This window comes from Stenotrophomonas sp. EMP41 (genome assembly GCF_047495535.1).
In the GTDB taxonomy this organism is placed as follows: domain Bacteria; phylum Pseudomonadota; class Gammaproteobacteria; order Xanthomonadales; family Xanthomonadaceae; genus Stenotrophomonas; species Stenotrophomonas sepilia.
Genome location: NZ_CP179923.1, coordinates 286,049 through 312,191 on the forward strand (window position 1 = coordinate 286,049; position 26,143 = coordinate 312,191).

Here is a 26,143-nt window from a genome sequence, read left to right on the forward strand (position 1 = left end):
CAAAATGCGAGAGACCGCCGTCACAGGCTGGCCAGACGTGGTCGGGCTCAGAGCCCTTTCCTGCGGAAAGGGATCCGACCCGGGCAACCCACCCCGTTCAGCCCGGGCTGGTACACTAGCCACGCCGGTTCGCCGGTACACAAACGTCTTCAGGGCGGGGTGCAATTCCCCACCGGCGGTAGGTGCGCAAGCACGAGCCCGCGAGCGCCCCGGCCCACGGCCGGGGGTCAGCAGATCCGGTCCAATGCCGGAGCCGACGGTATAGTCCGGATGAAAGAAGACGGTGCCACAGGGCCTTCGCGGCCCTGCGCCCGCCTGTTTGCCTTGCGGCGTTTTTCGCTCACTTTCCGCGGAGAACGTTTCTTGTTTACTGGAATCATCGAAGGCGTCGGCCGTCTGGCCGCACGCGAATCCATCGGCGGCGATGTCCGCTTCACCTTCAACGTCGGGAATCTGCCGTTCGACCACGTGCAGATGGGCGAGAGCATTGCCATCAACGGTGTCTGCCTCACCGTCATCGCATTCGACGCCAGCAGCTTCCAGGCCGATGCCTCCACCGAGACCCTGGGCCTGACCACGCTGGGCCAGCTGGGCGACGGTGCGGTCATCAACCTGGAGCGCGCCATGCGCCCGACCGACCGCCTCGGCGGCCATCTGGTCAGCGGCCACGTCGACGGCCTCGGCCAGGTGCTGTCCATCCACGACGACGCGCGGGCCCAGCGCTGGCGTTTCGCCGCGCCGGCCTCGCTGCGCCGCTACATCGCCAAGAAGGGCTCGATCTGCGTGGACGGCGTCAGCCTCACCGTCAACGAAGTGGACGACGAAGGTTTTGAAGTCGCCCTGATCCCGCACACCGTGGCCAACACCGCGTTCTCCGCCACCGGCGTGGGCAGCGCGGTCAATCTTGAAATCGATCTGGTGGCCCGTTACGTCGAGCGATTGATGGGTGTGCCGACCAACGGTCAGCACCCACAGGGAGACGCAGCATGAACTTCGCCCCGATTCCGGAAATCCTGGAAGACATCCGCCTGGGCCGCATGGTGGTCATCGTCGATGACGAAGACCGCGAGAATGAAGGCGACCTGATCATGGCCGCCGAGCTGGTCAAGCCGTCGGACATCAACTTCATGGTCACCCACGGCCGTGGCCTGGTGTGCCTGCCGCTGACCCGCAGCCGCGCCGCCGACCTCGGCCTGGCGCCGATGGTGCAGGCCAACACCGCGCAGTTCCAGACCAACTTCACGGTCAGCATCGAGGCCGCCGAGGGCGTTACCACCGGCATCTCGGCCCACGACCGCGCGCATACCATCCGCACCGCGGTCAAGCCCAACGCCAAGCCGTCGGACCTGCACCAGCCGGGCCACATCTTCCCGCTGATCGCCCAGCCGGGCGGCGTGCTGACCCGCGCCGGCCATACCGAAGCCGGCGTCGACCTGGCCATGCTGGCCGGGCTGGAGCCGGCCGGCGTGCTGGTGGAGATCCTGAACCCGGATGGCAGCATGGCGCGCCGCCCGGAGCTGGAAGTGTTCGCCCGCGAGCACGGCCTGAAGATGGGCTCCATCGCCGACCTGATCGCCTACCGCCTGGCCACTGAAAAGACCGTCGAGCGCGTGGACGAGCGCGAGATCGACACCGAATTCGGCCCGTTCAAGCTGGTGACCTACCGCGACCGCATCGCCCACGACCTGCATTTCGCCCTGGTGCGCGGCACGCCGGATGCGGAAACACCGACCCTGGTGCGCGTGCAGGTGGAAAACCCGCTGGCCGACCTGCTGCACTGGCGCCGCGACGACTTCGGCGTCGCCGCCACCGATGCCTTGCGTGCGATTGATGCCGAAGGCGCCGGCGTGATGGTGGTGCTGTCGGCCCCGCGCGATGGCGAAGCCCTGCTGGCCCGCCTGCGCCAGCAGCCGGCGCCGGTGGTGCCGGGCAAGGACAAGGATGTGGGCCAGTGGCGCCGCAACGGTGCCGGCGCGCAGATCCTGTCCGACCTGGGCCTGGGCAAGCTGCGCGTGCTGGGCACTCCCCGCCGCCAGGTCGGCCTGGCCGGGTACGGCCTGGAAGTGGTGGAGACGGTCACCCTGTAATGGGGATTGCCGGCCAGCGGCCGGCACTACCGGTGGGTGCCGGCCCCATGCCACCGGTGGGTGCCGACCCCATGCCACCGGCGGGTGCCGACCGTTGGTCGGCACACCCTGCGGGCCCCCGCCAGCCACGGCCGGGGCCCATCCACGCTAGAATTACTCCCTTATCGAGTCCCCCAAGCCGCATATGAGCCACTACGAAGGCGATCTTCGCACTCCCGAGTCGGCGCGCTTCGCCATCCTGGCCAGCCGCTGGAACGCCCGCATCACCGACACGCTGGTCGCTGGCGCCCGCCAGAGCCTGGCCGGCAACGGCATCACCGAAGCCAACATCGACGTGATCCGCGTGCCGGGTGCCTGGGAACTGCCGCTGGTGGCCGCACGCCTGGCCGCCGCCCATGAACACGCCGCCATCCTCACCCTGGGCTGCGTGATCCGTGGCGACACCCGCCACTACGAACACGTGGCCGACCGCTGCGCCGAAGGCCTGATGCGCGTGCAGCTGGATTTCGGCGTGCCGGTACTGAACGGCGTGCTGGCGGTGGAACGCGTGGAAGACGCCGAGGCCCGCGCAGGCGGCAGCCACGGCAACAAGGGCGAGGAAGTCGCACTCGCCGCACTGGAAATGGTCAATCTGCTGGAGCAACTGCCATGAACAAGAACACCCAGGGCAAGCCCTCCGGTAAACCCGTCCGCCGCGATGGCGTCGATCCGGTGCTGCGCTCACGCGCCCGTCGCCGTGCCGTGCAGGCCATCTACGCCTGGCAGATCTCCGGCGGCAACGCCCAGTCGCTGATCGCCCAGTTTGCCCACGAGCAGGCCCGCGAAATTGCCGACCTGGCGTACTTCGAGGCGCTGGTGCACGGCGTGCTCGACAACCGTCGCGACATCGACGAAGCGCTCGGCCCGTACCTGGACCGTGGCATCGAGGAAGTGGATGCGATCGAACGCGCGGTGCTGCGCCTGGCCGCCTACGAGCTGCGCTACCGCCTGGACGTGCCGTACCGCGTGGTGATCAACGAAGCCATCGAATCGGCCAAGCGCTTCGGTTCCGAGCACGGCCACACCTACGTCAACGGCGTGCTGGATCGTGCCGCCGTGGAATGGCGCAAGGTCGAATCGGGTCACTGACCCACCTGTGGTAGTGCCGGCCGCTGGCCGGCAGCTGCAGGGATCCTGAGGTTGCCGGCCAGCGGCCGGCACTACCGCCCACCGCGCCTTGCGCGGCACGTACAACAGCGGGAACGCCCCATGTCCCTGGCCGAATTCGCCCTCATCGACCGCATCCGCGCCCGCACCCTCGAGCGCGACGACATCCTGCTCGGCATCGGTGACGACGCCGCGCTGCTGCAGCCGCGTGCCAACGAACAGCTGGTGGTCACCGCCGATACACTCAACAGCGGCGTGCACTTCCCGGTGGAAACCCCGGCCTTCGACATCGGCTGGAAGACCTTGGCGGTCAACCTGTCGGACCTGGCCGCGATGGGCGCGCGCCCGGCCTGGTGCACGCTGGCGTTGTCGCTGCCGGAAGCATCTGAAGACTGGATCGAGGCCTTTGCCGATGGCTTCTTCGCCCTGGCCGACCAGCACGACATCGCGCTGGTCGGTGGCGACACCACGCGCGGTCCGCTGTCGCTGTCGGTGACCGCGATGGGCCAGGTCGGGCGTGGCCAGGCCCTGCGGCGCGACCGCGCGCAGGTGGGTGATGATGTCTGGGTCAGTGGCACGCTGGGCGATGCCGCCGGCGCGCTGCGCCTGTGGCAACAAGGGGCGTTGAGCATCGCCACCGCCACGCTGCTGGCCGACTACGAAAGCCTGCGCCTGCGCCTGCTGCGGCCGACGCCGCGCGTGACCCTGGGCCTGCGCCTGCGGGCCTTCGCGCACGCGGCGGTGGATGTGTCCGACGGCCTGCTGGCCGACCTCGGTCATATCGCCACGCGCAGCAACGTGGCCGCGCATGTGGATGCCGATTCGCTGCCGATCTCGCACGCGCTGCGTGAACTGCTCGGCCGCGACGCTGCGCGCGACTGCGCACTGCGCGGGGGCGACGACTACGAACTGTGTTTCACCGCGGCTGCCGACCAGCGCGACGCGCTGCACTACCTGGCCGAATCGCTGGACGTGCCGCTCACCCGCATCGGCCGCATCGCCGAAGGGCAGGGCGTACACGTGGATGGCGAAGCCGCCGACGGCGGATACCAGCACTTCGCGTAGCAGCGGGACTGCACTGGGGTGCCAAGCTTCGGGGTGGGGTCAGATCCCTTTGCGCCGCAAAGGGCTCTGACCCCGAGTGAAGCACCTCGGCATCGCTCGGGCAGGTGCCAACCTGGGTTGGCACGGATGTGTCAGCCGCCCGTGGCAGCACCGTGTCGACCAAGGTCGACACCTGCCAACGCGGGGCGATTACACGTGCGGAACGGGTGCACCGAAGCGGTTGTCGCCCGGGGTGCTCGGCAGCAGCATGAACACCAGCACCACCAGGCCCACAATCGGCACCAGCATCAGCAGGTACCACCAGCCGGAACGGTCGGTGTCATGCAGGCGGCGCACGGTCACTGCAATCATCGGCACGATGATCGCCAGCCACACCAACGCGCCCACGCCCGTCGATATCAGTGCCAGCGTGCTCGAACCGGTGTAGCCGGCAACGAAGCCCAGCACATTCGACGGTATCAACGCGATCACGACGAACAACTGGAACCACCAGAACTCACTGCGGCTGGCGCGCCCGCTGAACTGGGCATAGCGGGTAAGCGGAATCATCATCTTTTTCATGTTGTGTGTTTCTCTCTCCAGGTAGCGCCGAGCCGTTGCCCGGCGTCAATCAGTGAATGACCTTTGCGTGGGCATCGCGCGTGGTGCCGTAGTCGTCCAGCCACTGGAATGTCAGGCTGTTCGGCACCGAAGCACCGGCTGGCAGCGGCAGCCGTACCTGTGCACCGGGCGCGATCATGTCCGCCGGCACCCTGCTGCCATCGGGCAAGGTCAACGAAGTCAGTGTCACGTGATAGGCAGTAGGATTGCTTACCTGCAATGCCCCTGCCGCCATGCGCCACTGCAGCTGGCCCGGCGCATCGCGCGCCTGGCCCGGCAGGCCGGCGGGGCGATGGAACAGCTTCACCCGCGTGCGCACCGCGAACTGCAGCAGGTTGCGGTCGCCGGCATTGGCCGGCTTGGGCGGGATATCCAGCAGGTTGAAGTAGAACACCGACTCGCGATCAGTCGGCAGCGGCGCTTCCGAAGGCCGCGGCGCATAGGTGATCCGGTAGGCCTGTCCCTGCTTGGCCTGCAGCAGACGCGGCTCGGACGGCGTCAGCCGGAACGGCGTGCGCACGCTCTCCGGACGCGCATGGCTGTCGCCAGCGTCGATCCAGACCTGCGTCATCGCGGGTTGTTCACCCACATTGCTGGCCTTGACCGTGACATCGCGGCCTTTGCTGGCGTCGTGCACGATGCGCGTGCCTTGCAGGGTTACCGCAGCCTGCGCCGGCAGCACAAGCGCGATGGCCAGCAAAGCCGGCAGCCACAACGATGGGCGGAGTTTCATGGAATACCTCATGCAGTAGGTGCACGCGCGCATCCGTGCGCGCGTGCCGGATACCGTTTACTTGTAGAGCACCACGAAGTCGCCCGACGCGTTGGCGGTGCCGGCCGTAGCGTTCTGGGCCGGCGAGGCATACCACGCGCTGTAGTCCAGCTGGCCAGTGCCACCGGCGGCGATGGTCACCCACTGGGTCGGGTCATCACCGATCTTCTGGTGATTGCCCGCGGCGTCATACAGCGCTACGCCCACATTGCTCGCGCCCGAAGCAGCAGTCAGAGCCAGATTTCCGGTGCTGCCATCCGGCGTGCCACCGAAGCGCACCCCGACTTCCTGCGCCGCACCCGAGCCGGTGCAGTCCAGGGCAATGCTGAAATTCTTCTGGCCGGCACGGGTACCGGCATTGACCGATGCCAGGTCCACCTTGCCCATCGGCACGGTGAGGGTGCCGCCTGCGGAGCCGACACTGCAGGTGGAGGTCATCAGTTCGCCGGTGATTTCCAGCTGTTCGGCGTGGGCCGCAGGCGCGGCCATGATCGCCAGCGCAGACAGCGCCAGCAGGTTCAGTTTGATCGACATCGACGTTCTTCTCGTTGCGGAATGGGATGCGCCGGCAGCCGAGGGCCGCCGAACGATGCGCAGTGTCGATGTCGCGCAGCCGCATCACCATGCAACTTGTTGTAAACGGTTTCTTCTTGGCGGCGGATACAACTTTTTGTATGGGGCCGGAGGAGAGGGCGAACTATCGTGCATGCCCTTGAAAGCCCTCCAACCCCTAGCGGCGCACGCGCATTTGACGCGGCGCCCTGCAGGAGTTCCGCATGAAATCCCCTCTGCCACGACCGCTGGTGCTTCCCGCACTGCTCCTGTCATGTGCCGCGCTCGACGCTCAGGCCGCTTGCCGCCTCCTGGGCGGAGATACGTTCATCGACCACGAGTTCGATGTGGCCTTCGTGCCCGACCTTCATCGCCCACTGGCCTCGGTGCAGGGAACCCTGAAGTTCGCCTGCGACTCCGCAGGTGAGACGCAGGGCACCATCGTGCCCAGTCTGCTGGGGCTGTCCTATGTCGGCGACGTCTACAACGAAGCAAATACGGCGATGACAGCGGCGTACGCGATGGGGCCGGAATCCGCATTGCTGATGTTCCGATTCGAGTCGCTGTCATACATGGATTGTCTCCCGGGAGATGACTGTCCCATTGATGAGGGTCAGGCAGGCGGCTACTCCCTGCGCGACGGCAGGGGGGAGCCGTTGGACCGCATGGGCAACGGGCGCGAGGGAGAGGTTCTGGTCTGGGTGGATGTCTATTCGCGGGGTGGCCAGATGGTGTCCACGCCCAAGCGTTCGATCGGATCGACGGCAACGATGCAGTCGGGCAACGTGGGGCGCCACCATCTGAACATCGGGGTGCGCTTCAAGGCCCAGACCTGCGCGGTCACTCCCCAGTCTGTAACGCTCGACCCGATCGACGCCCGCACGCTGGATCAGCAACAGAGTGCAGGCGAGAAGTCCTTCAATGTCGCGGTCAACTGCGGTGCCAGCGGTCGCCCGCTGGTGCTGGAAATGAGCGACGTGCACGACCTGGCCAACACCGGCGATGTCCTGTCGCCCGCGCCGGGCTCCACCACAACCGGCGTGGCGCTGCAGGTCCTGCAGGGCGGTACGCCGGTGCGCATGCAGCAGCCCTGGAGCTACGGCACCACCACCGGCACGGTCATGTCCGTGCCGTTCAGCGCCCGCTATCTGCGCACGCCTGCGGAACTTCGCACCGGGAGCATCCTTGGCGAGGTCTCGCTGCTGGCGGACTACTACTGATGCCTGCGCACGCCTTCCTTTTCCTGCCATCGCGCCGCATCTCGCTGCGCGCCTTCATGCGTCCCCTGTCATGACCACCGTTCGCTCCTGCGCGCGTTTCCGCGCACTCGCCCTCTCCCATCTGCCGTGCGCGATTGCAGGGGTGCTCTCCATCTCGCTTCCGTTTGCAGCCGCTGCCGCACCAGCCATCGAGTTCAGCGAAGGATTCCTGATCGGCGGGCAGTCCATCGATATGCGCCGCTACGCGCAGGGCAATCCGGTCGAGGAAGGCCAGCACCGGGTGGATGTGTGGATCAATGGACAGTTCCACCAGACCCGCGACGTCACGTTCAAGGCGTCAGAGGGCGAAGCCCATGCGCGCCCGTGCCTGCCTGCAGACCTGCTGGATGCACTGCAGTTGCGTGAGGATCACCGCCAGGCCCTTCACGCACAGGTGGCCGACGTCGGCTGTATCGATCTGCCAACCGCCATCGAGGGCGCCACCGCAACCTTCGACGACAGTGCGCTGCAGTTGCAGCTGACCGTTCCGCAGGCGATGCAGGCACGGCGTGCGCGTGGCCATGTGCCGGCTGAACAGCGCGACTCCGGAATCACGGCCGGATTCGTCAACTACACCGCCAATCACTACCGCAGCACCCATCGCGACAGCAGCTACGTAGGCGTGAGTGCGGGCTTCAATATGGGCGACTGGCGCCTGCGCCATCGCGCTTCGTTCAATCACAGCAGCCAGGGCTCCCGCTATCGAACCATCAGCAGCCATCTGCAAAGGGATCTGCCAGCGCTGAACAGCCAGCTGTTGCTGGGCGAGGGCAATACCGCTGGCGAGCTGTTCGACAGTGTCCCGTTTATGGGGGCTCGTTTGTACACCGACGAACGTATGCTGCCCGACTCGCTGCGTGGCTATGCACCGGCCGTGCGCGGCATCGCCGAGGGCAACGCGGTGGTCAGCATCCGCCAGAACGGCATCGTCATCCATGAAGTCAGCGTCGCGCCCGGGCCGTTCGTCATCGACGATCTGTACCCGACCAACTCCGGGGGTGATCTGGAAGTGGTGGTTACCGAGGCGGACGGGCGCAGCCAGCGGTTCAACGTGAGCTTTTCCGCCGTGCCACAGGCGTTGCGCGCAGGTACGTCCAGGTTCAGCGCGAGTGCGGGAACGCTGCGCGACGCCGGAGGCCGTCTGGCCCATCTCCGTTTCGCCGAAGGGACCTACGCACGCGGTCTCAGCAATCACCTCACCGCGTTGGGGGGTATTCAGATCGCGCAGGGCTATCGCGCTGCGATTGCCGGTGCCGCTGTCAACACGCCAGTGGGTGCCGTCGGCATCGACATCACCCACTCGCAGGCAGAGCTGCCCGGACGCCCCAGCGTTGCCGGCAACAGCCTGCGGCTGAACTACCAGCGCTACGTGGCCAGTACCGGAACCAACGTGGGTCTGGCGGCGTACCGCTACAGTACGCGCGGATTTCTTACCCTGAACGACGTGGCCCGCGCTGCTTCCGACGATTGGGGCTACGCCGGCCGCGCCCGACAGCGCTACCAGGCCAATCTCTCCCAGCGCCTGGGGGCGGCAAGCCAGCTGTTCCTCAATGGTGGTCACGTGGCTTTCTGGGATACCGCGCAGCGCCAGACCGATTTCCAGTTCGGCTTCAGCAGCACCGTGGGGCGCGCGAACTACGGTGTTTCGGTGTTCCGCTACCGGCTGGGCAATGGCCGCCCTGACACACGCTATACCTTCACCTTCGCAGTGCCGCTGGGCCGTAGCGAGAATGCGCCGAGGGCGAGCACCCAGATCAGTCACGCCAGTGGCGGGCAGCAGGTGCAGGCGGGGGTGAGCGGCTACCTGGGCGAGCGGCGCGCGATGAACTATTCGGTGTCCAGCACCCAAGGCGAGGGTGGCAACAGCAGCAGTGCCTATCTGGATTACCAGGGCCACTACGCCAACGTCAACGCCGCCTACAGCCGCGCGACCGGGCACAGCAGCCAGACCCTGAGTGCTTCCGGCGCGCTGGTGCTACACGCCGGCGGCCTGAACATGGGGCCGCCGGCAGGCGACGGTTTCGCGCTGGTGCATGCACCGGGCGCAGAAGGCGCACAGGTGGGTACGGGTGTGGATATCCGCGTGGCACGCAACGGTTACGCGTTGTTGCCGCACGTCAGCCCCTATCGCTGGAACCGTATCGATCTGGACCCTTCAGGGCTGCCACTGGAGGTGGAAATGCTGCAGACCTCGCAGCGTGTTGCGCCCACCGCCGGTGGCATCGTGCGCGTACCGTTCGAAGTGCGCCGCGAGCGCACCTTGTTCATCGATGCCACCGATGCATTGGGCCAGCCACTGCCGTTCGCCGCACGCGTGCAGCGCGAGGATGGCACGCCTGCAGGCGCGGTGGGGCAGGGCGGTGTCATCCAGTTGCGTGGCGCGCCGCCCGAAGGCGCGCTGATCGTTGACCCGGATGGGCCGCAACGCTGTCGCCTGGCCTATCAACTGCCTGATGCGCCCGATGCCTACGGCCTTTCGTGGGCCCAGGCCACCTGCCAACCCTTTGCTGACTCACCCGAGCTGGCTGGCGCCAGCCCATCTATCCACTGATCTTCTGGAGTGCCCGATGAAACGCTTGCTGTTACCTTCATTCACCCTTCTGGCGCTGTCACTGCCCATCGGCAGTGCAGCGGCCGCCACGCTCACCATTTCCGGCCGCGTATTGCCCGGCACCTGTACGTTGACGGCACCGGCCATCACATTGGACAACGTGAAGGCCGATGAGCTGAAGGTGGGCGACAACCTGCTGAAGCAAAGCACGTTGAACTTCACGGGCTGCATTGGCGTTGCCAAGGCCACGCTGTCCTTCGATGGAACGGCTGCCGATGGCGACGCGCAGCGTTGGAAGAACACGGCCAGCACCGACCCGGCGCGAGGCGTTTCGGTCGCCCTGTTGGCCGGGGCCACGGGCAACGTCTATCTGAAGAAGGGCGACACCGGCATTGAAGTGCCCGTGACCGGCGCCACTGCCAGCTACACGCTGCGTGCGGGCTATTACCTGCCCACGACCAGCGGCGTCAACGCGGGTGCGATTCAGACGGCCATTACGGTTACCGCGCTCTACGATTGAGCGGGCTGCGGTTGCGGGTTGTCATACTGCCCGCAACTGCACATCCACGTAGGAAGCGGTCATGGCGGCGTCCTTGTGCAAGCGGCAAGGGGCCACCCTGCTTAACAGCGAGGGTGGCGGACGGTGCGTGGTTGCAATACCGGAGGTCGATGTAGAAGCGCCGGCGGGCACGGGGCCCCACGCACCGCCCGCCATTTGCATGAAGCGCCAGTGCCGCCAATGAGAATTGTTGGGAAGTTCGAAAGCGTTGCAGATGGCCCGCGCGCAAGTGAGCGTGCCGCTTGCTACAAACCCTGTAGAGCCGAGCCCACGCTCGGCTGTATTCAACGAGCGACGACGGCCTCGGCATCACGGGGCGTGCCGTAATCGTCCAGCCATTGGAATTTTACCGACGCAGGCACCGCTGCGCCGCCAGGTAGCGGCAGCCGCAACTCGGCGCCCGGCGCGATCATGTCCGCGTCCACCTTGCGGCCGTCAGGCAGAGTCAGCGTGCTCACGGTCACGTGGTAGGCGCTGGGATTGCTCACCATCAGGGCACCGGTCTGCGCACGCCATTGCAGTTGCCCGGCCGCATCACGCGGCTTGCCGGGCAGGCCGACCGGGCGGTGGAACAGCTTCACCCGCGTGCGCACGGCGAACTGCAGCAGGTTCCTGCCGGCGCCATCGGCAGGTCTGGGCGGAATGTCCAGAAGATTGAAGTAGAACACCGACTCGCGATCGCTCGGAAGCCGGGCCTCCGAGGGACGTGGAGCGTAAGTGATCCGGTAGGCCTGTCCCTGGTGCGGCTGCATCAGGCGAGGGTCGGCCGGCGTCAGGCGGAATGGCGTGCGCACGTTCTCAGGACGCGCACGGCTGTCACCATCGTCAATCCAGACCTGCACCATGGCCACCTGGTTGCCTGCGTTCGTCGTCTTCACCGTTACATCGCGGCCCTGCGCCGCGTCATGCACGATACGTGTGCCCTGCAGCGTGACCGCTGCCGACACCGGCAACGCCACCGCCCCAGCCAACACCGCGGTCGTCCACATCGTTGCTCGGATTTTCATCAGCTCATCCTCCGAAAGCGTACGCCACCCCACCGCGAGGCGGCGCACACGGGCGCGGGTTACTTGTAAAGCACCACGAAATCGCCAGAGGCGTTGGCGGTTCCGGCAGTGGCGTTCTGGCCTGCCGAGGAATACCAGGCGCTGTAGTCCAGCTGGCCCTTGCCGGCCGCCGGAATGTTCACCCACTGCAGCGGGTCCTCGCCCAGCTTCTGGTGGTTGCCCGCAGCGTCATACAGCGCCACGCCCACGTTGGTGGCCGTGGACGCCGCAGTCAATGCCAGATTGCCGGTGCTGCCGTCCGGGGTGCCGCCGAAGCGCACACCGACATCCTGGGCGGCACCAGCGCCAGTGCAGTCGAGCAGGATGCTGAAGTTCTTCATGCCGGCACGCTCGGACGCATTGACCGAGGCCACATCCACCTTGCCCATCGGCACGGTGATGGTGCCGCCGGTAGCATCGACCGAGCACGTGCTGGTCATCAGCTCGCCGGTGATTTCCAGGGTCTCGGCGAAGGCCGTGGGGGACAGGGCCAGCGCAAGCGCACCAGCAGCGATCAGGTTCAGTCGGTTCGACATGGAGTTGTCCTTGGTTGGGAATCAGGGAATCCGCAGTGAATGCGCCAGCGGATGCGCACAGTTTTCCCGGGCCGGCACCGGGCCGACATCCAATTAGTTGCAAGCGTGTTGGCTGACGCTTGCGTTGAACGCGTCGCTCCGCCCGGTGTCTTCGCTTTGCAACAAATTCAATGGGAGGGCGGGGAGGTGCTGCCTACGCTGCGGCCCCTCATCGAGCGATCTCGCTTGCGATCTCATCCAATGACGCCAGCCATGAACAACCGCCCCTTCCCACCACGGACATCGCGCCGTCCTGCCGTTCGCGCGCTGGGCTTGGCGATCGCTGCGACGATCGCAATGACGATTGCCGGCCGCGCAAGTGCGGGTGGCGATGCACCACCTCAGTTCAGTGAGGGCTTCCTGATCGGCGGCCAGGCCATCGACCTACAGCGCTATGCGCAGGGCAATCCGATCGAGCCCGGCGTGTACCCGCTGGAGGTGGTGATCAATGGCCACTTCCACGAGAAGCGCGACATCGCTTTCATAGAGGCACCTGCCGCGCGGGGTGCAACGCCATGCCTGCCCGCTGGCCTGGTGCGCCAGTTGCCGCTGAAGGCGATGTACCTGGCTGAGCTGGCTCCGGACGATGAAAGCTGCGTCGTGCTTCCCGCACTGGTGGAAGGTGCAACGGTCGATTTCGATGACAGCAACCTTCAGCTTCTGGTGAACGTGCCGCAGGCTGCACAGGCGCGCAATGCACGTGGGTATGTGGCACCGGCGCAGCGCGATCATGGCGTCACGGCGGCCTTCTTCGATTACAACATCAACCACAGCCGCAACCAGGCCCAGCAGGCCACCTACTTGGGGTTGAACACCGGCGTCAATCTGGGCGCGTGGCGGCTGCGCCATCGTGCATCCTTCAGCCAGGGAATCCACAGCTCGCATCGCGATGTGATCAGCAGCAGCCTGCAGCGCGACGTGCCAGCCTGGAATGCGCAACTGCTGCTCGGCCAGGGCACCACGGGTGGCGAACTGTTCGAGGCGCTGTCGTTCACGGGCGTACGGGTGGCCAGCGATGAACGCATGCTGCCCGACTCGCTGCGCGGCTTCGCGCCGGTCGTTGAGGGCATTGCCGAAACCAACGCCGTGGTGACCCTTCGCCAGAACGGCCATGTCATCCATGAAGTGAGCGTTGCACCGGGTCCGTTCTCGATCGAGGATCTGTACCCGACCAGCTTCGGTGGTGACCTGGAGGTCACCGTGACTGAAGCCGACGGCCGCCAGCAACGGTTCACGGTCAATTTTTCTGCGGTGCCGCAGGCCCTGCGCCCCGGTGCAAGCCGTTTCAGTGCCACTGCAGGTGAACTGCGGGATGCGCGCGGTACGCGTGAAGCCGTGCGCTTCGCCGAGGCCACCTATGCCCGTGGCGTCAGCAATCATTTCACGGCGCTGGGCGGAGTGCAGATTGCCGAGGGCTTCCAGTCCGTGCTGTCCGGCGGTGCCATCAACACACCTGTCGGCGCGCTGGGTGCTGACATCACGCATTCGCGTGCGCGCCTGGCCAAGGGAGGACAGGTGGCCGGCAACAGCGTCCGCCTGAACTACCAGCGCTACATCACGGCAACGGACACGCATGTTGGCCTGGCCGCACTCCGCTACAGCACGCATGGCTATCTTGCCCTGGATGATTACGCGCAGGCATACCACGACGATTGGGGGTTCAGCCGCCGCGCGCGGCAACGGTTCCAGATCAATCTCTCGCAACGTCTCGGTGGGCGAAGCACGCTCTCGCTCAATGGTGGGCAGGTGCGCTATTGGGACAGCGCACAGCGGCAGAACGACCTGCAACTGCGATTCCAGACCAGCATGGGCCGTGCCAATCTGAGCCTGTCTGCGCTGCGCCTGCAGGTGGGCGATGGGCGCCAGGACACCCGCTATGCGGCCACCCTCAGCATTCCCTTGGGCGCAATGCCCAAGGCACCGCGCGTGAGTTCCCAGCTGACCCATTCGACACGGGGTGAACAAGGGCAATTGGGCCTGAACGGCGCGCTGGGTGCCGAGCAACAGCTGAGCTACAGCCTGTCTGCCAGCGCCGCCAGTGATCGGACTGGCAGTGCCAACGCCCATGCGTCCTATCGCGGTGGGCATGGCACGATCACCGCTGGCTACAGCCGGTCGGGTGACCACAGAGCCTTCAACGCCAGCGCCGCAGGCAGCGTGGTGGTGCACCGCGATGGCATCAATCTTGGTGGGCCGGTGGGTGATGGCTTCGCACTGGTTCAGGCCTACGGCGCAGAGGGCGCCCGTGTCGGCTACGGCAATGAGGTGCGCATCGGACGCAATGGCTACGCGCTGCTGCCGCACACTAGCCCCTACCGCTGGAACCAGGTCGAGCTGGATCCAGCCGGGCTGCCGATGGATGTGGACCTGCTGCTGACCTCGCAACGCGTTGCGCCGACCGCCGGCAGCGTCGTGCGCGTGGCATTCAATGCGACGCGCGAACGTACGTTGTTGATCGATGCCACCGATGCCTTGGGCCAGCCGCTGCCGTTTGCGGCGCGCATCGAAGATGACGCCGGACGCAGCTGGGGAGCGGTGGGTCAGGGCGGCGTGATCCAGCTGCGCGGCGCGCCCGAACAGGGCCAGCTGATTGTCGATCCGGATGGCCCGCATCGGTGCCGACTGGAGTACACCACGCCGGATGCCCCCGATGCCTACGGCCTTTCGTGGAGCCAAGCGGTGTGCATGCCGCTGCCACTGCCCAGCCCTTGATTGCAGGCCGCATTGAGTACGACCGATGCCACGCAGCTCTGATTCCTCCCACCCGCTTACCACTCCAAGGAACACCCGCATGAACAGGTTCCACCGTGCTGCGCTGTGCATTGCACTTCTGGCGGCCACGCCACTGGCTCTGGCCGACAGTGCCACCCTCACCATCAGTGGCAAGGTGCTGCCCGGCACCTGCACCCTTTACGCCGCACCGATAGCGCTGGACCCGGTCAAGGCCAGTGATCTGACCCCGGGAGCGGACAGTGAGATCAAGGCAGGCGCGTTGGAGTTCACCGGTTGCATGGGTGTCAACAAGGCGGTGCTGTCCTTCTCCGGTACCGCTGCAGATGGCGACGCCGAGCGCTGGAAGAACACGGCGGCCAGCGATCCTGCCAGCGGTGTGTCCATTTCGTTGCTGGCCGGCACAAGCGGTAACACCTATCTGAAGGACGGTGACACTGGCATTGATGTGCCGGTTACCGGCGCGGTGGCACGCTACGACCTGCGCGCGGCCTACTTCCAGCCCAGTGGTTCGGCGCCAAGCGCGGGTGAGGTCTCCACGGAGATCGTGGTGACGGCCGACTATGAGTAGGTCCCGTAAAGATGAAGTGCGCCTTGAGGGATGCAAGCGGCCAACAGCACAACCGTACCCAGGTCAATCCCACGGCCGCGTGGCCTGCCCGATGAGTGGGTGGCTTGCCCGCAGGGACCAGCGTACACGCCGCCGTCCGACATCAATCCTGGCGTTGCCCTTCATGGCAATGATGGTGGCGAGCGGTGCGGCGCAGGCGTGTCAGGTAAAAGTGCAGGCGCCGATCGTCGTCGATCGGGACAGGCCGGGCTACACGGAGGCGGTGCGGATGATCTGGGACGATGGCACCAACGTCTCGATCAGCGGCTGTCCCAGCAGTGCACCGCTGGAGTTGCAGGTGGATCTGCAAGGTGCCGATCTGCGCTGGGTTGGCGATATCGACTTTGATGCGTATCCTGTTCTGGGAAAACTGCCTGTCTATGAAAGCGGCCCGGACTCGGCGCTAATGGGATTTGGACTCATGATTGGCGGCGCTGTGCACCCCTTTCGCCAGGGTTCCAACGCGGTACAGGTTCCCGGTGACGGCGGTGTGGTTCCCTTGTTGTTCGTGCTCAGTCGCGGCAGCAGGATGGCGGACTTCCAGACCCAGGTGGCCATGCAGTTGAGCGCGCCCGCACATCCGGCATTTGGGGATACTGTGCCCATCAGTATCAACATGCGATTTCCGCCTACCACGTGCCGCATGCAGGACGTATCGGAGGTGTTGCAGGATGTATCACTCGCGCAGCTGGCCAATGCGGGTGATACGGCGATGGAGAAGCAGGTTTCGCTGCTGATGGACTGCGGCATTGTGAAGCCACGCGCCGACATCGTGCTGAACGATGCGGGAGACTTTGCCAATACGGGAAGCATGCTGACGCCCAGTGTGGACTCGACTGCGGAAGGTGTGCGTGTGCAGTTGCTGAGCGGGGCCGGCGAAGTGCAGTTTGGTACGCCATGGTTCTTCAATCCTGGCGGTGGTGGCGTGCATGAATTTACCTACACTGCGCGCTATATCCGCACCAACGAAGCACTGAAGCCTGGCGTCATCAAGGGCGAGGCCGTGCTGAATGTCGACTATTGGTAGGGGCACTCACGGTCCTGGCGGAGGGCGACCGTCCTCCGTCGGGCCTGGGTTGACGCGGCATCTGTAGAGCCGAGCCCGCGCCCGGCTCATCACGATCCAATCGGATTGCAGCCGAGCGTGGGCTGGGCTCTACAGATGCCATTACACCGCCCGCAACTGCACATCCACATACTCGGCCAGCCCACGGCAGGCCAGCAACAGCCCTTCGCGCGCGCCGTCATCCATGTGCTGGTCGATATCCCCGTCCACGCGGACGCGTTCGCTGGCGTGCAGCAGTTCCAGCAGGAAACCCAGTCCCGCATTGGCGCGGTCGATGCGCGCCAAGGCCAGGCGCTGCCCGGGTGTACGGTTGGTGCCGGGCCACGGCTGGCCATCGGCGGCATCGCCCTGGCGGATGTACTGCAGGCAGGCCTGCAGGGTGATGGCGCCAGGGCTGTTACCGGTCTGCAGCGCAACGAAGGTGTCTTCCAGCGTGCGGGCCAGGTCATCGGGCAGGCGCGTGGCGGCCTCGCCCAGGGTGGCGAACAGGTGTGGGTAGGCGGAAGCGGTCATGGCGGCGTCCTTGTGCAAGCGGCAAGGGGCCACCCTGCTTAACAGCAAGGGTGGCGGACGGTGCGTGGTTGCAATACCGGTGACCGATGTAGAAACGCCGGCGGGCACGAGGCCCCCGCGCACCGTCCGCCATGTAGGCAGAGACGGAATGCCTGCCGACGCCGCCCAGGCAAGGGGAAGGAGGCGACGCCGGCAGGCAAGCGTAAACAACATCGATCAAACGGGATTGCAAGCCCGTGCCACCCGTTGTCGGTGGCGCTACATGATTTGCATGGAGCGCCAATGCTGCCAATGAGAATTGTTGGAAAGTTCGAAAGCGTTGCAAATGTTCCGCTCGCACGGGAGCGCGTCAATTACGACAAAGCATGTAGAGCCGAGCCCATGCTCGGCTCATAGCGCAATGCACGGGGTTCAGCCCGATCTGGCCGCAAAGCAGCCGAGCATGGGCTCGGCTCTACAGAAGACGGCTCGCGCGTCAGGCTGCGCTCAAGGGGAGATCTTCGCCTCGGCATCACGCGGCGTGCCGTAATCGTCCAGCCACTGGAACGTCACCGACGTGGGCATCGCCGCACCACTCGGAAGCGGCAGACGTACCTGCGCGCCCGGTGCGATCATCTCTGCTTCCACCGTGCGGCCGTCGGGCAGTGTCAACGTGCTCAGGGTCACGTGGTAGGCGCTGGGGTTACTTACCTGCAGGGCGCCGGCCCGCGCACGCCATTGCAGTTGCCCGGCGGCATCGCGCGGCTTGCCGGGCAGGCCGGCCGGGCGATGGAACAGCTTCACCCGGGTACGCACCGCGAACTGCAGCAGGTTCTTGCTGGCGGCATCGGTGGGTTTGGGCGGAATGTCCAGCAGGTTGAAGTAGAACAGCGATTCACGATCCGTTGGCAGCGGTGTCTCCGACGGGCGCGGCGCGTAAGTAATGCGGTACGCCTGCCCCTGGTGGGCCTGCAGCAGGCGAGGGTCGGCCGGCGTCAGGCGGAAGGGCGTGCGCACGTTTTCAGGACGCGCACGGCTGTCACCATCGTCAATCCAGACCTGCACCATGGCCACCTGGTTGCCTGCGTTCGTCGCCTTCACCGTTACATCGCGGCCCTGCGCCGCGTCATGCACGATACGCGTGCCCTGCAGCGTGACCGCTGCCGACACCGGCAGCGCCACGACGCCAGCCAACAGTGCGACCATCCACGGCGTTGCTCGGATTTTCATCAGCTCATCCTCCGAAAGCGTACGCCACCCCACCGCGAGGCGGCGCACACGGGCGCGGGTTACTTGTAAAGCACCACGAAATCGCCAGAGGCGTTGGCGGTTCCGGCAGTGGCGTTCTGGCCTGCCGAGGAATACCAGGCGCTGTAGTCCAGCTGGCCCTTGCCGGCCGCCGGAATGTTCACCCACTGCAGCGGGTCCTCGCCCAGCTTCTGGTGGTTGCCCGCAGCGTCATACAGCGCCACGCCCACGTTGGTGGCCGTGGACGCCGCAGTCAATGCCAGATTGCCGGTGCTGCCGTCCGGGGTGCCGCCGAAGCGCACACCGACATCCTGGGCGGCACCAGCGCCAGTGCAGTCGAGCAGGATGCTGAAGTTCTTCATGCCGGCACGCTCGGACGCATTGACCGAGGCCACATCCACCTTGCCCATCGGCACGGTGATGGTGCCGCCGGTAGCATCGACCGAGCACGTGCTGGTCATCAGCTCGCCGGTGATTTCCAGGGTCTCGGCGAAGGCCGTGGGGGACGGGGCCAGCGCAAGCGCACCAGCAGCGATCAGGTTCAGTCGGTTCGACATGGAGTTGTCCTTGGTTGGGAATCAGGGAATCCGCAGTGAATGCGCCAGCGGATGCGCACAGTTTTCCCGGGCCGGCACCGGGCCGACATCCAATTAGTTGCAAGCGTGTTGGCTGACGCTTGCGTTGAACGCGTCGCTCCGTCCGGTGTCTTCGCTTTGCAACAAATTCAATGGGAGGGCAGGGGAGTGCTGCCTACGCTGCGGCCCCCATCGACCACGAGCGATGTCGCCCGCGACCTCATCGAATGACGCCAGCCATGAACAACTGTCCCTTTCCTCGTTGGACATCACGCCGTCCTGCCGTTCATGTGCTGGGCCTTTCGATTTCCGTCGCGGTGGCACTGGCCATTGCCGGTCATGCCCATGCGCAGGGTGATGAGTCCCTGCAGTTCAGTGAAGGCGTCCTGATGGGTGGCCGGGCCATCGACATGCAGCGCTATGCGCTGGGCAATCCCACGGAGCCTGGCGTGTATCCCTTGGAGGTGGTGGTCAATGGCCGGTTCCACGACAAGCGCGACATCACCTTCGTGGCGGCACCGGCGCCTCTGGGTGCGACCCCGTGCTTGCCCGCCGGGCTGGTACGCCAGTTGCCGCTGAAGGAAATTTTCCTGGCCGAGCTGGACCAGGAGGATGAAAGCTGCGTCGCGCTTCCCAGCCTGATCGTCGGTGCCACCGTCGAGTTCGACGAAAGCAACCTGCAGCTTCTGGTGAACGTGCCGCAGGCAGCACAGGCGCGCGATGCGCGCGGCTACGTGGCACCTGCACAGCGCGACCATGGCGTCACGGCCGCCTTCTTCGATTACAACATCAACCACAACCGCAACCAGGACCAGCAGGCGACCTATCTGGGGCTGAACACGGGCGTGAACCTGGGCGCGTGGCGGCTGCGTCATCGTTCGTCCTTCAGCCAGGGCAGCCATGGCTCGCGTCACGATGTGATCAGCAGCACGCTGCAGCGCGATCTTCCGGCATGGAATGCCCAGCTGCTGTTTGGGCAGGGTACGACCGGTGGCGAACTGTTCGAGTCGCTGTCATTTGCCGGTGTGCGGGTGGCCAGCGATGAGCGCATGCTGTCGGACTCGCTGCGCGGCTTCGCGCCGGTGGTGCAAGGCGTCGCCGAAACCAACGCGTTGGTCAGCATCCGCCAGAATGGCTACGTCATCCACGAAGTAAGCGTGGCGCCGGGGCCGTTCTCCATCGAAGACCTCTACCCGACCAACTTCGGTGGCGACCTGGACGTCACCGTCACCGAAGCCGATGGCCGCCAGCAGCAGTTCACTGTCAGCTTCTCCGCAGTGCCGCAGGCGCTGCGCCCCGGCGCCAGCCGTTTCAGCGCCACCGCAGGCGAACTTCGCGACGCACGCGGTGTGTATGAAGCACTGCGCTTTGCAGAAGGCACCTACGCACGTGGCATCAGCAACCATTTCACCGCGCTGGGCGGGATGCAGATTGCCGAAGGCTTCCAGTCCGCGCTGTTCGGCGGAGCAATCAATACGCCGCTTGGTGCGTTCGGTGCCGACGTTACCCATTCGCGCGCACGCCTGGCCAATGACGAACAGGTAACCGGCAACAGCTTCCGGCTGAACTACCAGCGCTATATATCACCGCAACGGGTACCAACTTCGGCTTGGCAGCGCTGCGTTACAGCACGCGCGGCTATCTCTCGCTGAATGATCTCGCGCAGGCGTACAACGATGATTGGGGCGTCAGTGGCCGTGCGCGCCAGCGCTTTCAGGTGAATTTCTCGCAGCGCATCGGCGAGCGCAGCACGCTCTCGCTCAATGGCGGTCAGGTGCGCTATTGGGACAGCGCGCAGCAGCACAACGATCTGCAATTGCGCTTCCAGACCAGCATTGGCCGCGCCAATCTGAGCCTGTCTGCCATGCGTCTGCAGATGGGCGATGGCCGTCAGGACAGCCGCTATGCGGCAACCCTCAGCATTCCGTTGGGATCAGCCCCGCGCGCGCCGCGTTTGAGCACGCAGTTGGCCCATTCGGCTCGTGGTGAAGTGGGTCAGCTGGGTCTGAACGGAACGCTGGGCACTGATCAGCAGCTGAGTTACAGCCTGTCTACCAGCGAGACCCGTGAGGGGGCGGGCAGCGCCGATGCCTACGCGTCCTATCGTGGTGGGCATGGCACGATAACCGCTGGCTACAGCCGCTCGGGTGATTACAACGCCTTCAATGCCAGCGCTGCCGGGATCGTGGCGCTGCATCGCGGTGGCATCAACTTCGGTGCGCCGGTGGGCGATGGCTTCGTGCTGGTACAGGCCGATGGCGCGCAGGGCGCCCGCATCGGCTACGGCAGCGACGTGCGCATCGGTCGTAACGGCTATGCGCTGCTGCCGCACGTCAGCCCCTACCGCTGGAACCAGATCGAACTGGACCCGTCGGGCCTGCCGATGGATGTGGAACTGCTGCAGACCTCACAACGCATTGCGCCAACAGCAGGCAGCATCGTGCGGGTTGCGTTCAATGCCAAGCGCGAACGCACATTGTTCATTGACGCCACCGATGCCTTGGGCCAGCCGCTGCCGTTTGCCGCGCGCATCGAAGATGACGCCGGACGCGGCTGGGGAGCGGTGGGTCAGGGCGGCGTGATCCAGCTGCGCGGCGCGCCCGAACAGGGCCAGCTGATTGTCGATCCGGATGGCGCGCATCGGTGCCGACTGGAGTACGCCACGCCAGATGCCCCCGATGCCTACGGCCTGTCGTGGAGCCAAGCGGTGTGCATGCCGTTGCCGGTCCCGAGCGCCGGGCTACAGGCCGCCTTGGATGCGGTCGAAGCCACTTCGTTCTGATGTCCTGATTTCATTTTTACAACCCAAGGAGTTCCTTCATGAACCCGTTCAACCGCATCACCCTGTGCACCGCACTGCTGGCTGTCGCACCGCTGGCTCTGGCTGACACTGCTACCCTCACCATCAGCGGCAAGGTGCTGGCCGGCACCTGCACGCTCACCGCAGCGCCGATCACCCTTGACCCGGTGAAGGCCAGCGACCTGACGCCCGGCGCCGATGCGCAGATCAAGGCGGGTGCCCTGCAGTTCGCGGGCTGCGTTGGCGTGAGCAAGGCCGTGCTGTCCTTCGCCGGTACCGCCGCCGACGGCGATGCTACGCGCTGGAAGAACACCGCTGCGAGCGATGCGGCCGAAGGCGTGTCGATCTCGCTGCTGTCCGGTACCACCGGCAGCACCTATTTGAAGGATGGCGACACCGGCATCGATGTGCCGGTGACTGGCGCCACCGCGCGATACGACCTGCGGGCGGCCTACTTCCTGCCCACCGGCGAAACGCCGAACGCGGGGGAAGTATCCACCGAGATCGTGGTGACGGCGGACTACCAGTGAGTGCCATGGTCAAGCGCTGCACCGGGCTGGGCTGGGCAGTAGGGCTGACGCTCTGCTTCGTCGGCGGTGTCGCCGCGCAGTCTACCTGCGCCGTGCAGACGGCGAGTTCCTCCACGGATCTGGTGGTGAATACTGAAAACGAGGCGTCAGCGGGTACGGTTCTGCATGGTCCCTGGCCAGGTGGAGCAACCCGTTTCAGGAACTGCAAGCCGGGGGAGCCACTCCAGCTGCAGATAAAGCCGATGATGCCGGGCCTTACCTATGTGAGGGACGTGGTCATCGATGGACTCACCTATCCCGCCTATGGCTGGAATGCAACATCATCGTTGGTGATTTTTGGATTTCAGGTTTACTCCGGCTCCGGCTTGGGAATCTGGCGCTTCCCGCTCAAGATCGACAAGACGTCACAACAGGGAATCCTGGCAGGGCCTACTGGCGAGTTCGCGGTGACACTTCGAGTCGGGCTGGTGGCGCGCGGCGGTACCATCATCAAGGAAACCGAAGCACTCGGTGTGGTGGAAACCTCATTGCTGAACAATCCGTCTGCCGTGGTTTCCAACAGCGGAAGCGTCGAAGTGAATCCAGCTGTCGATTCATGCCGGGTGCGCGCGGATGGCGCAGGGGTGATGTTGGATCCGGCCCGGCAACCGGAACTCCAGCGCCCGGGCGATACGGCCGGGGAAGAACCCCTTCCGGCGCGCGTGCGCTGTTCGCGGGATGGCGTAGTGGCCGAGGTCGGCATTGACGATGCACTGGATATGGGCAACACCAGCAGCGTCCTGACACCGGCTGCGGGTACCAGTGCAACGGGCGTGGGTCTGCAGATTCTGCGCAACGGTGTGCCTTTGCCGATGGGAAGCCGGTGGATGTTCACCGATGGGGCCACCTGGACTGACCAGGGGCTGTCCGCCCGTTATATCCGGACCGGTGATGCCTTGAGTGCGGGTGACATCGTGGGCGAGGCAATTATCACTGCGACCATGAAATAGCACGGTATTTCCCCGATCCGGGACGATGCATGATCGTCTCCACTAAGGCCGGATCCAGCCGGCGGCTCATCGCGATCTGATCGATGCAGTCGAGCATGGCTCGACTCTACAAAGACGTCGCGCCGGGCAAAAGAGAATGGCGCCGGAAACATCCGGCGCCGTTCTTTCAATTACCTCACCACTTGTACGACATGCTCAGATTGGCCGTCGCCTCGCGGTACCCATGGTCACCGCGCATCACGCCGAAGCCACCCCAGGCACTCAACCCGGAGCGGAAGTCCACGCGCGCACCTGCATTCAACTCGTAGCGGTTGCGCGGCACGCCGGCCTTCAGCGCTTCATCATCGAACGCCATGCCGTTGCTGGCACCGTCGCGGTACCAGTTGGCCACCACATACGGGCTGACCGACGCACCGGCGGCGCTGCGCCCTTCACCCTGCAGGCGCAGGCCCACGCGGCCGGACAGGCCGCTGTCGCCCAGGCTGCGCACCACGGTGCCATTGGTTTCTTCGTGGCGATCGGTGTTGGCGTCGGTGTAGACCAGCTGCAGTTCCGGCTGCAGGCTCAGCGCGGTGCTGCCGATCTGGCCGATGCCGAAGCGATAGCCGGCTTCCAGCGACGACTGCCAGATGTCCGAGTCGTAGCGCTCTTCGGCCAGGCCTTCGCCCTGCACGCGGTTGCGGAACTTGCCGCGCTGCGCGCTGGCATCCACATACAGTGCATCGTTGCTCCAGTTGCCGTACACGCCCAGCGCACCACCGTTGACCTTGCCGCGTGCGCTGTAGCCGGTCAGCTGCGAACGCGAAGCAGCATCGGACTTGGCCAGCGTACCCATCACGCCGACGCGGCCCTGGCCGTTGTCGAACAAGCCGATGTCTGCACCCAGCTGCAGGCGCGAGCGGTCCACACGCAGGTCCAGCTGGTCTTCCACCGCCGACAGCGTGCTCTGCGTGGCATCCACGCGAGCCCACCCACGCACGCCATCAATGGCGGAGGTGTTGCCGCCCTGACGGTCGCGCCAGCCATGGCGCAGCAGCTGGTCCATCGCGAACTGGTTGGCCAGGTACGCGCCGGCTTCCGGGCGCAGCACCGGCGTGGGGTCGACCGGATCGACCGGGTCCACCGGATCGACCGGCGTGCACTCCGGCAGCGTGGGATCCACCAGGCACGGGTCCGGCGTGCCGGCAAGTTCCGAGCGCAGGTACCAGCCGCCGTTGGTCGCGTCCTTGAACAGGAAGTACTCGTACTGCCCGCCCACGGCGCGGCCCTGCAGGTCGAACTGCGCATTGGACGCACCGCCCACGCGGATCAGCTCGATGCCCTTGTCGGTCTTCGCGCCTGCGCCACCGGCATTGAGCACGCGCACGTTCGCTTGGCCGGTCGAATCGCCCTTGATGATCAGCGTGTCGGTGGCCGAGCTGTCGTCCCCCAGCTGGGTGTTGAACAGCAGGGTGCCGCCGGCGCCATCGAAGGTATCCACAGTGAGGGTGTTGAAGGTGCTGCCATTGCCGAGTGCCACGGTGCCGGTGTTGCCCAGCGCGAGGTGGCCGACAGTGCTGTCGCCGGTCATCAGCCAGGTGCTGTCGCTGTCGATGCTGGCCGCAGTGACGTTGAGGAAGCGGCCGTCGATCTGGGCCTTGTTGCGCAGGATCGCGTCCAGCGTACCGTTGGATACGGTTGTGGGATCAAAGGTCACGTTGCCCGCCAAACGTGAGTCATCAACGGTAAAGATGACGTTGGTACGTGCGGTGCTCGCGACGGTGGGGGCCTGCACCAGCAGCAGGTTGCCATCGCCACCGATCAGCTTTGAATCGTTGGCCACATTGATTTCGTAAGTACCCTCCAGGCCCGGCATGACCCGTATCGCCGCGCCGCGCCCGGACTGCAGACTGGAATCATTGATATTGAGGCGAATGGGGGCCGTGGCGCCGGGAACCAGCGACCAAAGCATGACACCGACATTGGCCGCGAGAATCTGCGAGCCATTGACGATGTCCGCTTGCCCTCCCTGCAGGCGCACTCCCAATCCACTGTTGTACTCGGCTGCACCGGGTGCTTCGGCCACTTGGATTCGGGTGCTATCGAGAATCGCCTGCGGCGAGCCGCTGCCTGTGCCGGACAGCGATCTGTCGAGATCGACACCAATCGAACTGGCCGCGCCCACCGGAATGTCGGCGGAGTCCAGAACGATATGGTTGTCCACCAGATGTACCTGGGACGAATCACCGACACTGATGCCGCCGCGGAAGGTAGTGCCTTGCGCCTGCAGCAATGACGCGCCCAGCAACTGGACCGAGAGCGCATCAGCGCCGCTCTGGTTGATCACCGCGCGCTCCATGTACAGGGTGGAATCCGTGGCCTGGATGCGTTGCGTCTCACCGCCGAGCACCCTCAGCCATGAGTCATTACGCAGCGTCCAGGCTTCGATCGGATCGCCGGGACCGACATCGGCATGCTGATTGTCCAGGTCACCTGCAAATACAGCAGCTGCAGGCACTACCGCCAATGCAAGCAGCAGGCCGCGTGCCAGCGGGCGCAGGCAGGGAAGAGAAGTGCGGGGCCGATCTAGACGCATGGTCTGGTCCTCTACAAGGGAAACGGATGGGACACTGCACTGCCACTGCGGTTGCCGGCCCCTGTTCAGGCGGGTGACGTATACGCTTCGACCGCGTGAAGGCTTAGTGATGGGTCGATGGCGACAATGCGTGTCTCGAACGGGGCGCAGTTTCGGCTGCTGTCGTCTCTGTTCCCATGCAATTAGTTGCAAAGCGTGCTTGCATCCCTTGCTCTGGGTGGCGGCCGTTCAGACAGCACTTCAGCTGCGGCAATGCGCCGCACCGGCATTGCAACGCATTCGATGTTCGATTGCCCCGCAGTTGCCGAGCATGGCC

At 65.5% G+C, this 26,143-nt stretch carries 24 protein-coding genes and 1 riboswitch; of the genes, 15 read left to right on the forward strand and 9 right to left on the reverse strand.

Going from position 1 to position 26,143, the window contains the following annotated elements; all coding sequences use genetic code 11:
• Positions 1-141: 141 nt before the first annotated feature.
• A riboswitch (FMN riboswitch) is annotated at positions 142-286 on the forward strand.
• 77 nt (positions 287-363) lie between these two features.
• The 5 genes from ACMGRF_RS01245 (at position 364) to thiL (ending at position 4,298) form a co-directional block, all read left to right on the forward strand.
• Complete coding sequence (locus tag ACMGRF_RS01245) at positions 364-990, forward strand: riboflavin synthase (RefSeq protein WP_111190941.1); 627 nt, start codon at positions 364-366, stop codon at positions 988-990.
• Positions 987-2,087 carry a 3,4-dihydroxy-2-butanone-4-phosphate synthase gene (ribB, locus tag ACMGRF_RS01250; RefSeq protein WP_111190940.1) on the forward strand — a complete coding sequence of 367 codons (1,101 nt, stop codon included), beginning with the start codon at positions 987-989 and terminating at the stop codon, positions 2,085-2,087. Before ACMGRF_RS01245 ends, ribB begins: the two co-directional genes overlap by 4 nt.
• 184 nt (positions 2,088-2,271) lie before the next feature.
• Positions 2,272-2,739, forward strand: coding sequence for a 6,7-dimethyl-8-ribityllumazine synthase (gene ribH / locus ACMGRF_RS01255; RefSeq protein WP_010481977.1), 468 nt, complete (start codon positions 2,272-2,274; stop codon positions 2,737-2,739).
• Entirely contained in the window at positions 2,736-3,215 is a 480-nt protein-coding gene (gene nusB, locus ACMGRF_RS01260; RefSeq protein ID WP_005415268.1) for a transcription antitermination factor NusB, read from the forward strand. Before ribH ends, nusB begins: the two co-directional genes overlap by 4 nt.
• 120 nt (positions 3,216-3,335) lie before the next feature.
• Positions 3,336-4,298 (forward strand): thiamine-phosphate kinase, encoded by a 963-nt coding sequence (thiL, locus tag ACMGRF_RS01265; RefSeq protein WP_049415692.1) that lies wholly within the window; start codon positions 3,336-3,338, stop codon positions 4,296-4,298.
• Between the two features lie 189 nt (positions 4,299-4,487).
• Here the strand turns inward: thiL and ACMGRF_RS01270 are convergent, their stop codons facing one another.
• Genes ACMGRF_RS01270 through ACMGRF_RS01280 form a run of 3 tightly spaced genes read right to left on the reverse strand, consistent with a single transcriptional unit; the run spans position 4,488 to position 6,204 of the window.
• Positions 4,488-4,859 (reverse strand): DUF805 domain-containing protein, encoded by a 372-nt coding sequence (locus tag ACMGRF_RS01270; protein WP_049415690.1) that lies wholly within the window; start codon positions 4,857-4,859, stop codon positions 4,488-4,490.
• 49 nt (positions 4,860-4,908) lie between these two features.
• The gene (locus ACMGRF_RS01275) at positions 4,909-5,631 is read right to left on the reverse strand and encodes a molecular chaperone (protein WP_049415685.1); all 723 of its coding nucleotides are present in this window, start codon (positions 5,629-5,631) and stop codon (positions 4,909-4,911) included.
• A gap of 57 nt (positions 5,632-5,688) precedes the next feature.
• Positions 5,689-6,204, reverse strand: a complete 516-nt coding sequence (locus tag ACMGRF_RS01280) for a fimbrial protein (protein ID WP_049415684.1) — start codon at positions 6,202-6,204, stop codon at positions 5,689-5,691.
• A 242-nt stretch (positions 6,205-6,446) separates the two neighbouring features.
• Here ACMGRF_RS01280 and ACMGRF_RS01285 point away from each other — a divergent pair, with 242 nt between their 5' ends.
• The 3 genes from ACMGRF_RS01285 (at position 6,447) to ACMGRF_RS01295 (ending at position 10,552) form a co-directional block, all read left to right on the forward strand.
• Positions 6,447-7,442, forward strand: coding sequence for a fimbrial protein (locus ACMGRF_RS01285; RefSeq protein ID WP_099488452.1), 996 nt, complete (start codon positions 6,447-6,449; stop codon positions 7,440-7,442).
• Between the two features lie 70 nt (positions 7,443-7,512).
• A complete protein-coding gene (locus ACMGRF_RS01290) occupies positions 7,513-10,032 on the forward strand; it encodes a fimbria/pilus outer membrane usher protein (protein ID WP_414485574.1) in 2,520 nt (839 codons plus the stop codon).
• A 16-nt stretch (positions 10,033-10,048) separates the two neighbouring features.
• Complete coding sequence (locus ACMGRF_RS01295; protein WP_099591097.1) at positions 10,049-10,552, forward strand: fimbrial protein; 504 nt, start codon at positions 10,049-10,051, stop codon at positions 10,550-10,552.
• A 323-nt stretch (positions 10,553-10,875) separates the two neighbouring features.
• On the opposite strand, the gene ACMGRF_RS01300 is transcribed toward ACMGRF_RS01295, so the two are convergent.
• Together ACMGRF_RS01300 and ACMGRF_RS01305 are read right to left on the reverse strand one after the other, a co-directional pair.
• Entirely contained in the window at positions 10,876-11,598 is a 723-nt protein-coding gene (locus ACMGRF_RS01300) for a molecular chaperone (protein WP_099488450.1), read from the reverse strand.
• A gap of 59 nt (positions 11,599-11,657) precedes the next feature.
• Positions 11,658-12,173 carry a fimbrial protein gene (locus tag ACMGRF_RS01305; protein WP_049415673.1) on the reverse strand — a complete coding sequence of 172 codons (516 nt, stop codon included), beginning with the start codon at positions 12,171-12,173 and terminating at the stop codon, positions 11,658-11,660.
• 39 nt (positions 12,174-12,212) lie between these two features.
• Here ACMGRF_RS01305 and ACMGRF_RS01310 point away from each other — a divergent pair, with 39 nt between their 5' ends.
• From ACMGRF_RS01310 to ACMGRF_RS01320, 3 genes are all read left to right on the forward strand, one after another.
• Positions 12,213-14,924: a fimbria/pilus outer membrane usher protein gene (locus tag ACMGRF_RS01310; RefSeq protein ID WP_414485575.1), complete on the forward strand. Its 2,712-nt coding sequence runs from the start codon at positions 12,213-12,215 to the stop codon at positions 14,922-14,924.
• 79 nt (positions 14,925-15,003) lie between these two features.
• On the forward strand, positions 15,004-15,513 hold the full coding sequence (locus tag ACMGRF_RS01315) for a fimbrial protein (RefSeq protein WP_099488446.1): 510 nt from the start codon (positions 15,004-15,006) through the stop codon (positions 15,511-15,513).
• A gap of 163 nt (positions 15,514-15,676) precedes the next feature.
• Positions 15,677-16,579, forward strand: coding sequence for a fimbrial protein (locus tag ACMGRF_RS01320; protein WP_262223691.1), 903 nt, complete (start codon positions 15,677-15,679; stop codon positions 16,577-16,579).
• Between the two features lie 141 nt (positions 16,580-16,720).
• On the opposite strand, the gene ACMGRF_RS01325 is transcribed toward ACMGRF_RS01320, so the two are convergent.
• The 3 genes from ACMGRF_RS01325 to ACMGRF_RS01335 all read right to left on the reverse strand — a co-directional run bounded on the left by ACMGRF_RS01325 (position 16,721) and on the right by ACMGRF_RS01335 (position 18,915).
• A complete protein-coding gene (locus tag ACMGRF_RS01325) occupies positions 16,721-17,131 on the reverse strand; it encodes a hypothetical protein (RefSeq protein WP_414485576.1) in 411 nt (136 codons plus the stop codon).
• 486 nt (positions 17,132-17,617) lie between these two features.
• Positions 17,618-18,340: a molecular chaperone gene (locus tag ACMGRF_RS01330; RefSeq protein WP_414485577.1), complete on the reverse strand. Its 723-nt coding sequence runs from the start codon at positions 18,338-18,340 to the stop codon at positions 17,618-17,620.
• Between the two features lie 59 nt (positions 18,341-18,399).
• Positions 18,400-18,915, reverse strand: coding sequence for a fimbrial protein (locus ACMGRF_RS01335; RefSeq protein WP_414485578.1), 516 nt, complete (start codon positions 18,913-18,915; stop codon positions 18,400-18,402).
• Positions 18,916-19,223: 308 nt separating this feature from the next.
• Here ACMGRF_RS01335 and ACMGRF_RS01340 point away from each other — a divergent pair, with 308 nt between their 5' ends.
• Genes ACMGRF_RS01340 through ACMGRF_RS01355 form a run of 4 tightly spaced genes read left to right on the forward strand, consistent with a single transcriptional unit; the run spans position 19,224 to position 23,252 of the window.
• A complete protein-coding gene (locus ACMGRF_RS01340) occupies positions 19,224-20,585 on the forward strand; it encodes a fimbria/pilus outer membrane usher protein (protein WP_414485579.1) in 1,362 nt (453 codons plus the stop codon).
• Complete coding sequence (locus tag ACMGRF_RS01345; RefSeq protein ID WP_239666647.1) at positions 20,543-21,715, forward strand: fimbria/pilus outer membrane usher protein; 1,173 nt, start codon at positions 20,543-20,545, stop codon at positions 21,713-21,715. Before ACMGRF_RS01340 ends, ACMGRF_RS01345 begins: the two co-directional genes overlap by 43 nt.
• Positions 21,716-21,753: 38 nt before the next feature.
• Positions 21,754-22,263, forward strand: a complete 510-nt coding sequence (locus tag ACMGRF_RS01350) for a fimbrial protein (protein WP_049415671.1) — start codon at positions 21,754-21,756, stop codon at positions 22,261-22,263.
• Positions 22,264-22,268: 5 nt separating this feature from the next.
• On the forward strand, positions 22,269-23,252 hold the full coding sequence (locus ACMGRF_RS01355) for a fimbrial protein (RefSeq protein ID WP_152904769.1): 984 nt from the start codon (positions 22,269-22,271) through the stop codon (positions 23,250-23,252).
• Between the two features lie 175 nt (positions 23,253-23,427).
• Here ACMGRF_RS01355 and ACMGRF_RS01360 read toward each other — a convergent pair whose 3' ends face one another.
• Entirely contained in the window at positions 23,428-25,827 is a 2,400-nt protein-coding gene (locus ACMGRF_RS01360; RefSeq protein WP_414485580.1) for an autotransporter outer membrane beta-barrel domain-containing protein, read from the reverse strand.
• Positions 25,828-26,143: the final 316 nt, after the last annotated feature.